We start from the raw sequence: 13727 nt of genomic DNA on the forward strand, positions 1-13727 counted from the left end.
GGCTGCACCGTGTGCTGCCGAAGGGGCTTTGCGCGATGACTAGGGCTGAATAGAAAATGAGTGTGGGCGCCGTCGTTCGTTTGAACGACGGCGCCCACGTTTTGGATTTATTGGGCTGTGGCGGTGAAGGTTGTTTTGTCGGCGGCGATGTGCACGTGCAGCTTTGCCTGACCGTCGCAGCTGATGAGCACGCCTACCTCGAACGGGGTTCCCGTCTTGTCGTAGGTCGAACGCACGATGCGCATCGCCGCCTTACCGGTGTTCTGTCCCAAAAGGCGCGCCTCATGCTTGTCGAGGTTGACCGTCTCGTAGACGGCATCGACGCTTGCGGGCAGGATGCCGGTCTTTTCCGCGATATAGGCGTAGAGCGAGCCATCCACGTCTTTGCGTGTGAGCTCGGGGCAAAGTGACACGGGGATATAGACGTAGTTGAGCTCCATGGGTTTGTCGTTGGCGAGACGCAGGCGGCGAATCTCCCAGACGGGTGTCCCCTCGGGCACTTTGAGCCCAGAGGCGATGCCGCGGACGGCCGGTATGCTTGAAAAGGCGAGAATCTGCGAGCTCGGAACCCGTCCCGCTTCGCGCATCCGCGCGCTGAAATTCAGGGCCAGGTCGATGCCGGGTGCTGAGGTTTGGGGTTTGATGAACGTGCCCTGCCCACGTTTGCGCACCACGCGCCCCTCGATGACGAGATCTTGGAAGCAACGGCGCACGGTCGCGCGCGATAACTCTAGCCGCTCACAGATTTCGAGCTCGCGTGGCAGCGGCGTCTTGGTGTCGAACGCCTGGCTGGCGATAAGCAGGGCGATTCGATGTTTAAGTTGGACATAGAGCGGCGTATCACCGCTGCGGTCGAAGGGTTCGGAGGCGAGAAACGAGATCATATCCATGGGGTACCTCCATGTCGTGGGCGTACGTGACATGGTCTGACACTGCGGAGCAAACCGGAGATGCCAGGCCCGATTCTTGCTGGTATGTATGGTGCATAAGGAACATAAAACATTTATCAGGCAATCTACCTGCTATTTTAAAAATAATTAGAAGAAAAAATAATTTAGGCACAAAAATAGTTGCTACCGTTAACCGATGAATAGTTGCCGTTCACAACTATTTTCTTGTACCGAACATGCCCCGGCGCAACAATAATCTCAGCAAAAAGCAAAGCCGTGCGACACACGGCAGGTCGAGAGGAGACCGCATGCGGTATCTGGTAATGGTTAGTCACGGAACGCTCGCTCCCGGACTGCACAGTGTCCTCAAGATGCTCGGCAATGACGCCCCGAACATCTTGTCGACGAGTCTCGTGGACGGCATGGGCGCTGACGAGTATGTCGAGAACGTCAAGGCGATGCTCGCTCCCGTTACCGCCGATGACGAGGTTGTCCTGCTTGGTGACATCCTGGGCGGATCGCCGCTCACCAATGCCATGAACACGCTGGCCGAGAAGGGCCTGCTCGCCCACACCATTGCCTTCGGCGGCATGAACCTGCCCATGGCTATGACCGCCATGATGGGGCTTGCCACCATGGACCTGGATTCCCTCAAGCAGATGATGCTGCAGGAGGGCAAGAACGGTATGTCCGAGCTCGTTGTCCCGACCGATGACGCCGACGACGAGGACGACGACATCTAGGCAGCGCATCCGCCCAAATTTTCGTGATGGAGCGGGGGTTAAGAGGAAAGACCCCCGGTGATAAAGAAAGGGAGAACGCATGATTTCGTTCATCCGCATTGACGACCGCATGATCCATGGACAGACCGTTACCCGTTGGGCCCTCGAGTATCCCTGCGACGGTCTTATCGCCGTCAACGACGCTGCGGCGTCCAACCCCGTGCTCAAGGAGGCCTACAAGAGTGCCTCGGGCAAGAAGACGTTCGTGTGGACCAAGGAGCACTTCAAGGAGGTCTCCGAGAAGGTTCTCAAGTCCGACACCAAGTACTTCCTGATCACCAAGAACCCGCTCGACATGAAGGAACTTCTCGTCGATTTTGGCTTTAAGCCCGGCATGGACCGCATCATCGTCGGTCCCTGCAACGATCGTCCCGGCACCACCAAGCTCGGCAACAACCAGTCGATCACGCAGGAAGAGGCCCAGGCGCTCGAGGATCTCACCAACGCCGGCTACACGGTCGAGTTCGCCCTTATCAAGGAGAAGTCCATCGGTGAGTGGCCCAAGTTCCGCGGTCAGTTTGGCTTCTAGTTAGGCGCCAGCCGCATTTTGGTATCTACAGCCCTTGGTGAAAGGGGCTGAGGAATAAAGAAAGGGGAAAGCATGGCAATCAATGCATTCCAAGCCGCGCTGTTCGGCCTGTTCGCCTGCCTGGCATCACTGCCTGGCATGGGCGGCACGACGATCGGCAACTACACTCTGGGTCGTCCTCTGGTCGCCGGCCTCATCGTCGGCATCATCATGGGCGATATGCAGACGGGCATCCTCGTCGGCGCTGCCATCCAGGTTGTCTACATCGCTCTCGTGACCCCCGGCGGAACCGTCTCCGCCGACGTCCGCGCCGTGTCCTATATCGGCATCCCGCTGGCGATCCTCGCCATCAAGAACTCGGGCATCGATCCCGCCTCCGCTGAGGCTGCCGGCATGGCCGCATCCCTCGGTGCCGCCGTCGGCACGCTCGGCACTGTGCTCTTCTATGGCACCGCCACCATCAACCTGGTGTGGCAGGGCATGGGGTGGAAGTGGCTCGAGAAGGGCGATCTCCACAAGCTCTACCTGGTCAACAACGTTCTGCCTTGGATTGGTCACATCGTCTGCTCGTTCCTCCCGACGTTCATCATCACCATGGGCGGCACCGCCATGGTCGACCTCATGAAGACCTACATGCCCATGGACGGCATCGCGATGAAGACGCTGTTCACCGTCGGCTCGCTGCTGCCTACCGTCGGTATCGCCATCCTGCTCAAGCAGGTCATCTCCAAGCCGACGGACTTCCTCACGTTCTTCTTCGGCTTCACCCTGTCCGCTGTCATGGGATGCAACCTGATTGCCGCTGCCGGCATCGGCTGCTTCTTCGCCCTGATCAACTATGAGATCGCTTCGCTCAAGATCGACCTCGCAAACGCTCCCAAGGCAGCTATCGCCTCGGGCTCCGATGATGAGGAAGAGGAGGACATCTAATGGCAGAGAAGAAGAAACTCTCTAAGAAAACGCTTGCCAAGTCGTTCCGCAACTGGTCCTATGGCAACCTGACTTGCTTCTCGCAGGAGCACATGCAGACCTTCGGTTACTTGTGCGCCATGCTTCCGATCGTCGAGGAGCTCTACGACACGCCCGAGGAGCAGAAGCAGGCCCTCCAGACCTACTCCGCGTTCTTCAACACCGAGCCGCAGATCGGCACCATGATTGTCGGCGTCACCGCCGGCCTCGAGGAGGCTCGCGCAAACGGCGAGGCCATCGACGACGACGCCATCAACGGCATCCGCGCCGGCCTCATGGGCCCGCTCGCCGGCCTTGGCGACTCGCTGATCGTCGGTACCCTGATCCCGATCCTGCTCGGTATCGCCCTCGGTCTCTCGACCGGCGGCTCCCCGCTCGGCGCTATCTTCTATATCGTCGTGTGGAACCTGCTCATGTACCTCGGCATGCGCTTTGCCTACAACCAGGGCTATGAGCTCGGCGGCAAGGCGGTCGAGGCACTGGTCGGCCCCAAGGCCAAGGCTCTGCGTGATTCCATCGTGATGGTCGGTACCATGGTCATCGGTGCCGTGGGCGCAACTTGGGTCTCCATCACCTGCAGCCCCAACCTGGTGCTGCCCGGCGGCGGTAAGTTCCAGGACACGCTCGATGGCATCTATCCGCACCTGCTGCCGATGGTCTTCATCATCTTCTGCTGGTACATGATGACCAAGAAGAAGGTCAACCCCATCGTTATGATGCTGATTCTCGTTGTGATCGCATTTGTGGGCGTTCTCATTGGCTTCTTCGACCCGGCACTGAGCTACTAGTCATCATCCCCTGGCCCCCTGTAAGGCCGTGCGGCCTCAACCGCACGGCCTTCTGATTTTGCGCCGCCCTTCAAGGGCAATATGGCCAGCGACCTCCATCGCCTACACGACACCCGCTATATTGCTCTTGAAAGATGACGTATTCGACAAACGATGCACTTGCGCATGATGCACACTTTGCACGAGGAGGACCATATGCACGAGAAACATGGACACGACCTTTCACGCGACGACTTGATTCGCGAGGCAAAGATGCAGACCGATGCTATTCAGCGGCTCAATGTTTGGCTGCGCCTGGGCTATTCGCTCGTGGCGATTGGCTTTTTGATGGGGATGTGGGGTATGCAGGGCGGCCCCGGCTGGGGTGTCCCCGTGGGCATCGTGTGCCTGGTGGTGGGCACTCCGCTTTCGATCGTGCTTAAGGTCGGCACGACCAACGCCAAAAAGAATGTCGAGCGCATGCTCGAGGCCGCTGGTGTCGACGTTGAGGAGCTTATGCGATGCAAGAAGGACGAGCAATAGACTTCCGCGTTGGGGTATCATAAATAATTGTTGCGAATGTTAACTAATGTACGGCAAATGACGGTTTTATGGCCCTTCTAGAGTTGCAAAGGACAATATCCCCAGTGGATTACGATGACGTCGCTCGAAAACTGATTGTGTACTCACGTTCCCTTGCCAAGGGATCCTTGAGTGCTGCCGGCGGCGCCAGTGTGGGCGAGGCACCGGTTTTACAGTATCTATCGGGTATTGACGGTGATGTCATTCCCTCCGAGATTGCCAAGAAGCTGAAATTCTCCCGTGCGCGCATGTCGCATATCTTGGATTCACTCGAGAGTAAGGGTTACGTTCAGCGCAGGACTGATCCAAACGATCGTCGGCGTGTGCTGGTGAGCATTACCGAGGAAGGCCGTGATTTCGCGGCGAAAAAAAATGCCGAGAGTGTGGCATCGCTCTCGAAACAACTCTCAGCGCTCGGCGAGCACGATGCCCAGGAGCTCGTGCGCATCCTGAATAAAGCTTACAGCCTTACCTATGATGCCGACGACTACCTGGACAATCTATAAGGATAAAGGCAGACATTTAGGTGCATCATGAAATGCATCCGGGGCAATTGTGCCCATCAGCCACCGTCAACATCTCATTCCAAACAAAATCAGCCAACGTACGTCATGGCAATCCCCGGTAGGTCGCAGGGTGGCGGCTGAGCCTTTCTCTCGGGAAACTTCGCGAAGCCCAGTTCCCGAGGGAAAGGTATGGTCTGTGTAATACCAGATAAACAGTACATTTTTGCTAGATTGGTATCTGACTGAAGAACCAATTGGTATGGCTTATTAAGCCCACCTTGCCGTTGACGCTCATTTTACTGCCGCTGGTGGACTTCCGAACTTGGTTGCGCAAGTGCTCCCATATATTGATATGACCTAGTAGGTGGCTATCTGGTTACTACCAGTTGGCCCCTTGGTAACGGGTGGCCCCATTGTGCGGAATGTACCGAACATCCCCGTTTGATACGTTTTCCCATGCTGCCGGGGGGGGGCGTCCTCGGCACCTCAGCATCTCGGAAGAAAGGAGACCAGGTGCGCAGGAATTCCATTTTTACGAAACGGTGGGTGAAGGGAAGCGCGGTCCTCGTTGCCACTGCAGCGACGCTCGTGTTTGCCAATCCCCAGCAGGCGATTGCCACGCCACTCAAGGGCGTCGACTCAGCGACCGTGTCCCAGTCTGCCTCGAATGTCGTCGACATCGATTTCGCTGACGGCATCAAGGGCCGTATTACGTTCCTCGAGGACGGTATTTTCCGTTATAACGTCGACCCCAAGGGTGAGTTTTCCGATTACGCCACGCCGCGCAGTAAGTCCCACACGGCTAAAATCCAGGCTCAGCCCGATACCTCGGACACCTACAGCAAGCCGAGTGCGACGGTTGCCGACAAGGGCGACACTATCGAGATCACCGGCGGAAAGGCGACCGTGATCCTGGACAAGGCGACTGGCAAGATGAGTATCAAGTCAGGCGACCGTGTCGTGGTTTCCGAGTCCGCGTCCCTCGACCTTGATAAGAAGGGTACCGTCCAGACGCTCGCCAAGGAGAAGTCCGAGAACTTCTTTGGCGGCGGCACCCAGAACGGACGCTTCCTGCACACCAACCAGACCATCGCCATCTCCAACACGAACAACTGGACCGATGGCGGCGTTGCCTCGCCCAACCCGTTTTATTGGACGAGTGACGGCTACGGCGTACTCCGAAACACGTTTGCAGAGGGTTCCTACGACTTCGGTTCCACGGACTCATCGACGGTCACGACTTTGCACAGCGAGAATGAGTTTGATGCCTACTACTTCGTGGCGACCAACGAGGGCGCTTCGAACGTGGCAACCGAGATGCTGCAGGACTACTACAAGGTGACCGGTAACCCGGTACTGCTGCCCGAGTACGGGTTCTACCTTGGTCATCTTAATGCCTATAACCGTGATGGCTGGTCAACGACCTCGGGTCAAAAGAAGTGGGAGACCAAGGGCAGCAAGTCCTCGAGCGAGAAGGGCGACGTTAAGTACGAGTCTGGCATGTCGACGGGCTACAAGCTCGACGGCACACTTGCGGCCGAGACGCTCAACGGTGAGGGCCCTTCGGTTGATACCGAGAACATGAAAGCGACCGATTTCGACCGCCAGTTCTCTGCTCGGCAGGTTATCGATGACTACGAGGACAACGACATGCCGCTCGGTTGGTTCCTGCCGAACGACGGCTACGGCGCCGGCTATGGCCAGAACGGTTACTACAAGACCGGCGGCGTCAACTCCGACGGAACGAGCTCGGCTGACCGTCTTAACGCTGTGCGTGCCAATGTCGACAACCTTAAGAAGTTCACCGAGTATGCCAACTCCAAGGGTGTGAGCACGGGCTTGTGGACCCAGTCCAACCTTGAGCCCGACAGCAACTCCGAGACCCCGTGGCACCTGCTTCGCGACTTCGACGCCGAGGTCAAGACGGGAGGCATCTCTACCCTTAAGACCGACGTCGCCTGGGTTGGATCTGGCTACTCCTTTGGTCTTAATGGCATCAAGACAGCTTATGACACGGTGACGACCGGCGCCAACAAGCGCCCCAACATCATCACGCTCGATGGCTGGGCCGGCACGCAGCGCTTTGGCGGCATTTGGACCGGCGACCAGTATGGCGGTAACTGGGAGTACATTCGCTTCCATATCCCCACGTATATCGGTCAGAGTCTTTCGGGCAACCCCAACATCGGCTCCGACATGGATGGCATCTTTGGCGGCGACCCCATCATCTCTGCGCGTGACTATCAGTGGAAGACGTTCACGCCCTCTATGCTCGACATGGACGGTTGGGGCACCTACCGCAAATCGCCCATGACGCACGGCGATCCCTACACAGGCATCTCGCGCTTCTACCTCAAGCTCAAGGCGCAGCTCATGCCCTATATCTACACGAGCGCGGCCTCGGCGGCCAACATCGACACGGGTAACGGCGATGCCGGCCTGCCCATGATCCGCGCCATGCTGCTTTCCGACAACTCCGAGTACGCCGCAAGCACTTCGACGCAGTACCAGTATATGTTCGGTGAGAACTTCCTAGTGGCACCGGTGTATCAGGATACCCAGGCAGATGAGAACGGCAACGACATTCGCAATGGGATTTACCTCCCCAACTACGGCACCGACGAGAATCCCACCATCTGGATCGACTACTTCTCGGGTAAGCAGTATCGCGGCGGCCAGGTTCTCAACAATTACGAGGCTCCGCTTTGGAAGCTGCCGCTGTTTGTGAAGGCCAACGCTATCGTGCCGATGTACGCCGAGAACAACAACCCCGAGGCCGTGAGCGACACCAACACCAAGGGTACCGACCGCAGCCAGCGTATCGTCGAGTTCTTCGCCACCGAGGGCGACGGCACCTTTACGCAGTACGAGGACGACGGCTCCTCCATCGAGAACAACACGACTGAGGACGATTCCTACGGCACGATCGACAATATCTCCTACGGTGAGCATGTGAGCACCGTCTACAGCTCCAAGGCCGCAGGCGGCACCGCGACCTTTACCGCCGAGGCCTCGCAGGGCGGCTACAACGGCTACGACTCCAACCGCACCACGACCTTCGTGGCCAATGTGTCCGCCAAGCCCACGAGCGTTGTCGCCAAGAACGGCGGATCCGCACTCAACGTGGTTGAGGTCGACTCGCAGGAGACCTTTGACGCCGCGACCCCCGAGGCCGGCCAGGCGGTCTACTTCTACAGCGAGACCCCCAACCTCAACCACTACGGCAGCGATGCGGACGGCACCGAGGCCGAGCAGGGCGAGAGCTTCAACAACACCAAGATCACCACGAACCCCAAGGTCTACGTCAAGTTCGCGAAGACCGATGTTGCTGCAGCGGCGCAGACGCTTGAGCTGGGCGGTTTCGTGAACGCCGACGCCACGCTCACAGCCGATCGCCTCAACGAGAACCTCTCCGCACCCACGAACCTTGCTGCCCCCGAGGACGCCACGACCCCAACGAGCATCAAGCTCACCTGGGGAAAGGTCGATGGTGCTACCTCCTACGACCTTAAGGTCGACGGCACTGTGTTTGCCGTGGGTGATGCGGCCGAGTTCACGCACACCGACCTCGCCTACAATAGCAAGCACACCTACCAGATTCGTTCGCGCAACGCCGAAGGTTACTCCGCCTGGAGCGATGTGCTCGAGGCGAACTCCGCACTCGATCCGTGGCGGAACGTCCCCGACGCCGAGGAAATCACCTGGGAGGGCTCACTTTACGGCAGCCATAAGGCCGAGCTCGCCTTCGACCATGAGTTCCAGTCGGGCGACGGCGGTTTCCACTCCGGTGGCAACGATCTGGGCAAGGCGCTTACCGTTGACTATGGACGCGCTTACAAGCTCGATAAGCTCGAGTACTATCCGCGCGATGACGCCGGCAACGGCACCGTGACCAAGATGCGTGTTGAGACGAGTCTCGATGGCGTCCACTGGACGAGCCAGGAGGTCGATTGGGCACGTTCCGCTGATTGTAAGACGGTAGCGTTTGACGGCACCGTGGCCGCCCGTTACGTGCGCATGACACCGCTCGCCTCGGTCGGCAATTTCTTCTCCGCGTCCGAGATTGCCATCTACAAGACCGACGGCACGGATGGCTTCGCCGTGGGCTCCAACCTCAACAAGGCCACGATCTCCGACGGAGACTACTCCAACATGAAGAACTATCTGGGCCTCGAGAATCGCGAGCCCGATACCCCGACGTTCGGTTCGCAGATCCGCGACCACTTCGCCGACCTCAACGATAACGGCGTTTACGACGTCTACGATTACTCGTTCACCATGGCGGGTCTTGACGGCGGCACTAAACAAAAGGGCAAGGTCGCAGGTTCGCTCGCGGTGATTCCGAGCAAGACCGAGGTCGAGGCCGGTGATGAGATCACCGTTGATGTCTATGCGGCCGACGCCAAGAACGTCAACGCCCTGGGCGCCCTCGTCAACTTCAAGAGCGACCAGTTCGAGTTTGTGTCCGAGAGCATCGCGCAGGACGGCTCGACTGCCGGCATGGAGAACCTGTCTCGCGAGAAGGTCCAGTTCGTGGACGGAACGCAGACTATCAATCTCGCCTTTGCCAACCGCGGCGATGGCAAGCTCTACAACGGTACTGGCGCGGTGGCGAGTTTCAAGCTCAAGGCCAAGACCGCCGGAAAGGTCGAACTGCCCTCGACATCTTGGCTTATCGGCCCGGCATGCGACGCACTTGAGTTTGCGAGCGACGGCACGGTGACGATGCCGGACGTTCCTCAGCCAACGGTCGCCGAGTACGCCCAGGATGCCTTCAACATCACGATGACCAACGATGAGCTCACGACCGACGACGGGACCAACGTCGAGAAACTTATCCAGCAGAAGAGCTATAACGCGCTGTTCGATAATAACGAGGGCGACAACGGCTTTGAGTTCCTGTGGAACTGGAGTGGCAACTGGGACAGCGAGGGTAAGCTACCGAGTTACGTGAAGCTTCCCACCACGATGACATTCGCATTTAAGACGCCGTCGAAACTCGATAGCGTCGAGGTCGTTAACCGCAACGGCGGCAACGGAACCGTACAGAAGATCAAGGCCGTCGTGACGTTCGAGGATGGCTCGATCCAAGAGTTCGCGGGCGGGGAGTACGATTCCTTCCTGGCTCGCTACGCCTTTGACCTCTCTGCCGAGAACAAGGGCAAGAAGGCGACCAAGGTCGAGGTCACGCCGCTTGAGGCATCGGGTGACCAGATGCTCACACTGCGTGAGGTCAACTTCAACTACACGCAGGGTGTCGAGGCCATCGAGGGTGTCGAGCTAGGCAAGAACCAGACCGAGTTCTTTGAAGGCGACATTACGCCCGTCGACGCCAAGGCTACGCCTGAGAGCGCTGGCTACCCCTATGTGACGGTCGAGAGCTCCGACCCCTCTGTGGTAAGCGTCTCCGCTGTTCAGGCTGGCGATAGCGTGAGCTACTACCTGCGTGCCAACAAGGCCGGCAAGGCAAAGATCACGGTGGCGTCGGTACTCGACCCCTCCAAGACCGCATCCTATGAGGTCGAGGTCAAGGCTGGTGTCGATACCTCTGCGCTCGTGGCAGCGCTTTCCAAGGCCGCGGGCTACAGCGAGTCCGTCTACACCAAGGATTCCTATGCAGCTCTCACCACTGCGGTCGAGGCGGCTCGGAAGCTCCTCGACAGCGGCCAGGGCAGCTATAGCAAGAAGGATGTCGCAGACGCCACTGCCAAGATCGAGAAGGCAATCGACGGCCTCAAGATGCGCCCTGTCGATGAGAAGATCCTCATCAACACGCCCGAGAACCGCAAGAACGTCAAGGTGGCCGACTTCTCGAGTGAGGCCGACTACGAGGGCAGCAACGCCGTCAACGCTCTCGACGGCGACGAGCGGACGCTTTGGCACAGCGACTGGGCCCATGGGACCGGTATGCCCCAGTATCTGAGTGTCGACCTGGGCCGCGACTACGATCTCACCGACGTTACATTCCTGCCGCGCCAGGACGGCGGCACTAACGGCGATATCTTCGAGGCCGAGATACTGGTCTCCGACACTGCCGACGGTTATGAGATGGGCACCGCCGCGTCGATGGGTACGTTCGCCTTCGACAACGACGGCCGCGTGCTCACCGACCGTGGCGACTGGAAGCAGATGAGCTTTGGCGCCGCGCGCGGTCGCTACGTGACCGTCAAGGTGATTCACGCCGGCGGTGGCGACGTTGATGCCTACTGCAGCATGGCGGAGCTCAAGTTCTACGGTACGGCCGTCCCCGATCCGGTGGCGAAGGATGATCTCGCTACCGCGATCGAAAAGGTTGATGCCGAGGTTGCTGCCGGCGACCTCAAGGCCGGTGACTACACCGAGGCCTCCTGGACGGCGCTCGAGAACGCCCTGGCGAGCGCCCGCGCCATCTTGAGTGACGAGAACGCCACGCAGGACGAGGTCGACCAGGCGCTCAGGGCGCTCGAGAGCGCCCGCGGCGCGCTCGAGAAGACCCCGGTGGCCCCGGTCGAGAATCCGACTAAGAAGCAGCTCAAGGCTCTGGTCAAGCAGGCGAAGGAGACTGACACCAGGGGCAAGACGGCCGAGTCTGTCAAGGCCCTGACGGATGCCATTACCTACGCCGAGGACGTCTTGGGTGATGAGGATGCTTCCGACACCCAGATCCAGGCGGCCTATGGCCAGCTCAAGCTGGCCATTGAGAGCCTCAAGGATGCCGATTCCGGCAACCAGGGCGGCTCGGGCAACCAGGGTTCCGGCAATGGCTCGAACGGCGGCAACCAGGCGGGCAAGCCCGCAGGCGACAAGGCCCAGGGCAGCAAGAAGAACGGTTCGGCGATTCCCAATACCGGAGACCAGACGGCGGCGACCGTCGCGACCGTCGGTGGTCTTGGCGCCATCATCGCCGCGATCGGCGCTTTCTTCCATCGTCGCAGCAAGGCTAAGTAGCCCCAGCAACAGCTAAGCAAGCGTGCCCGCCGCCCCACCCAAGGACGGTGGGCACGCTTTTTGAATGTAGGCAGAAAGCTCCGACCCTTCGGCCCTAATCTCGCAAAGCGTTCCGTCTCCCGCCGAACACATCAGCATCGGCGGCTATACTTGATTTATTTGCAGTTAAGGGTCGCGGATCCGCCGCGTCGCCGCTCTCAACAGGAGGTCTTTGTTTATGGCAGATCAAAAGCCGGTTGTCGGGATCATCATGGGTTCCAAGTCCGATCTGGGCGTTATGGAAGGTTGCACCGCCGAGCTCGAGGCGCTGGGCGTGCCCTATGAGCTTGTCATTGCGAGCGCACACCGCACACCGGCGAAGGTCCACGAGTGGGCTTCGACTGCCGCCGATCGCGGTATCAAAGTGATTATCGCCGCTGCCGGCAAGGCCGCCCACTTGGGTGGTGTCGTGGCTGCCTTTACGCCGCTGCCGGTTATCGGCGTGCCTATGAAGACGAGTGACCTGGGCGGCATGGATTCGCTGCTGTCGATGGTGCAGATGCCTTCGGGCGTGCCCGTGGCCTGCGTTGCCATCAACGGCGCCAAGAACGCCGCCATCTATGCCACACAGATTCTGGGTGCTTGCGACCCCGAGTACCGCAAGGTTATCGAGAAGATGAAGCAGGAGATGGCTGACGCCTAAGCGTTCCGCCGTTTCACCGCAGTATAAGGAGAGCCATGTCCGATTATCAGGGAAAACGATTCAAGGCTTCTCAGATTCCCGATCCGTCGAAGCCGGGTGCTGCCCGTGCGGCACAGCAGGGTCGGACATCCTCTCCTCAGCAGCCGCGCGCGCCGCGCCCCGTGACACCGGCGACGCATCGTCGACAGGACGCGCCGGCCGCATATCGTCCTTCGTCTTATAGCTCCGCTAAGAAGCCGCCCCGGTCTTCATCGCATGCCGCGCCGTCGGATTGCACCGAGCCGCCGCGCAAAAAGCGCCGCTCCATTATTCCCATTCTGCTCATCATCATCGGTATCGGTCTGATTGTCGCCGCCGCCGCTATTTTTATTAATGCCCAGATTGGCTATAAGCAGGCGAGCGATTCGTATCAGAAAATCGAGAAGCAATATGTAAGCGATAAGGACGCCAGCGGCGTGCCGATTATCGACTTTGATGCGCTTGCTCAGACGAACCCCGAGATTGTGGGTTGGATTTACGTGCCGGGAACCAACATCAACTATCCCGTGGTGCAGACCAACAACAACTCCAAATACCTCAACACGCTGTTCGACGGAACGGCTAACGCGTCCGGTGCTATTTTCCTGGATAGCGATGACACCGCGCCGGGAATGGTCGACCAGCAGACCACGATCTACGGCCACCATATGAACGATGGGTCGATGTTCAACGTGATTTCGGACACCACTGATCAGGCGACGTTCGATAGCATCGAGTTTGTGTATTACATCACACGGGATGCTACGTATAAGCTGCGACCACTGGCGACCAAAGTTGTCGAGGACACGTATGCCAAGGCGCGCACGCCCAATTTTGAGGGCGATGACGGGCTCAAGAACTACCTGTCCGAGATGTTCGACGGTGCCTCTGCCGTGGCGAGTGATGCCACCGATCGTGCCGCTTCGGCAACCAAGGTTGTAACGCTCGTGACCTGTCGTTCGCTGTCGCTGAGCAACACACGCGCCGTCATGGTGCTCACGCCGGTCGAGGAATAAGTTGTTCGAGAGTAGCTAAAAAGGCCCCGTCCCAAATTGGCTACTCGACGACGGTAAGG

General features: G+C 59.0%; 10 protein-coding genes. 9 read left to right on the forward strand and 1 reads right to left on the reverse strand.

Features of this window, described 5'->3' with window-relative positions; all coding sequences use genetic code 11:
• Positions 1-107 precede the first annotated feature (107 nt).
• Positions 108-890 (reverse strand): GntR family transcriptional regulator, encoded by a 783-nt coding sequence (locus DW003_RS05780; protein ID WP_158551165.1) that lies wholly within the window; start codon positions 888-890, stop codon positions 108-110.
• 308 nt (positions 891-1198) lie between these two features.
• Here DW003_RS05780 and DW003_RS05785 point away from each other — a divergent pair, with 308 nt between their 5' ends.
• From DW003_RS05785 to DW003_RS05825, 9 genes are all read left to right on the forward strand, one after another.
• Positions 1199-1633 carry a PTS sugar transporter subunit IIA gene (locus DW003_RS05785; RefSeq protein WP_089572603.1) on the forward strand — a complete coding sequence of 145 codons (435 nt, stop codon included), beginning with the start codon at positions 1199-1201 and terminating at the stop codon, positions 1631-1633.
• 79 nt (positions 1634-1712) lie between these two features.
• Positions 1713-2201 (forward strand): PTS sugar transporter subunit IIB, encoded by a 489-nt coding sequence (locus DW003_RS05790; RefSeq protein ID WP_089572604.1) that lies wholly within the window; start codon positions 1713-1715, stop codon positions 2199-2201.
• 72 nt (positions 2202-2273) lie between these two features.
• Entirely contained in the window at positions 2274-3131 is an 858-nt protein-coding gene (locus tag DW003_RS05795) for a PTS sugar transporter subunit IIC (protein ID WP_089572605.1), read from the forward strand.
• On the forward strand, positions 3131-3958 hold the full coding sequence (locus DW003_RS05800; protein ID WP_118268016.1) for a PTS system mannose/fructose/sorbose family transporter subunit IID: 828 nt from the start codon (positions 3131-3133) through the stop codon (positions 3956-3958). The genes DW003_RS05795 and DW003_RS05800 overlap by 1 nt, the downstream gene beginning before the upstream one ends.
• Before the next feature lie 195 nt (positions 3959-4153).
• Positions 4154-4480, forward strand: a complete 327-nt coding sequence (locus DW003_RS05805; protein ID WP_118388046.1) for a hypothetical protein — start codon at positions 4154-4156, stop codon at positions 4478-4480.
• A gap of 104 nt (positions 4481-4584) precedes the next feature.
• Positions 4585-5025, forward strand: a complete 441-nt coding sequence (locus DW003_RS05810; RefSeq protein WP_158550938.1) for a MarR family winged helix-turn-helix transcriptional regulator — start codon at positions 4585-4587, stop codon at positions 5023-5025.
• A 546-nt stretch (positions 5026-5571) separates the two neighbouring features.
• Positions 5572-11952, forward strand: a complete 6381-nt coding sequence (locus tag DW003_RS05815; RefSeq protein ID WP_158573187.1) for a discoidin domain-containing protein — start codon at positions 5572-5574, stop codon at positions 11950-11952.
• A 217-nt stretch (positions 11953-12169) separates the two neighbouring features.
• Positions 12170-12634: a 5-(carboxyamino)imidazole ribonucleotide mutase gene (gene purE / locus DW003_RS05820; RefSeq protein ID WP_006235810.1), complete on the forward strand. Its 465-nt coding sequence runs from the start codon at positions 12170-12172 to the stop codon at positions 12632-12634.
• Positions 12635-12669: 35 nt separating this feature from the next.
• Positions 12670-13668, forward strand: a complete 999-nt coding sequence (locus tag DW003_RS05825) for a class B sortase (RefSeq protein WP_117584046.1) — start codon at positions 12670-12672, stop codon at positions 13666-13668.
• The last annotated feature ends 59 nt before the right edge of the window (positions 13669-13727 follow it).

The organism is Collinsella sp. AF36-3AT (assembly GCF_003475205.1).
GTDB classification, from domain to species: Bacteria; Actinomycetota; Coriobacteriia; order Coriobacteriales; family Coriobacteriaceae; genus Collinsella; species Collinsella aerofaciens_AF.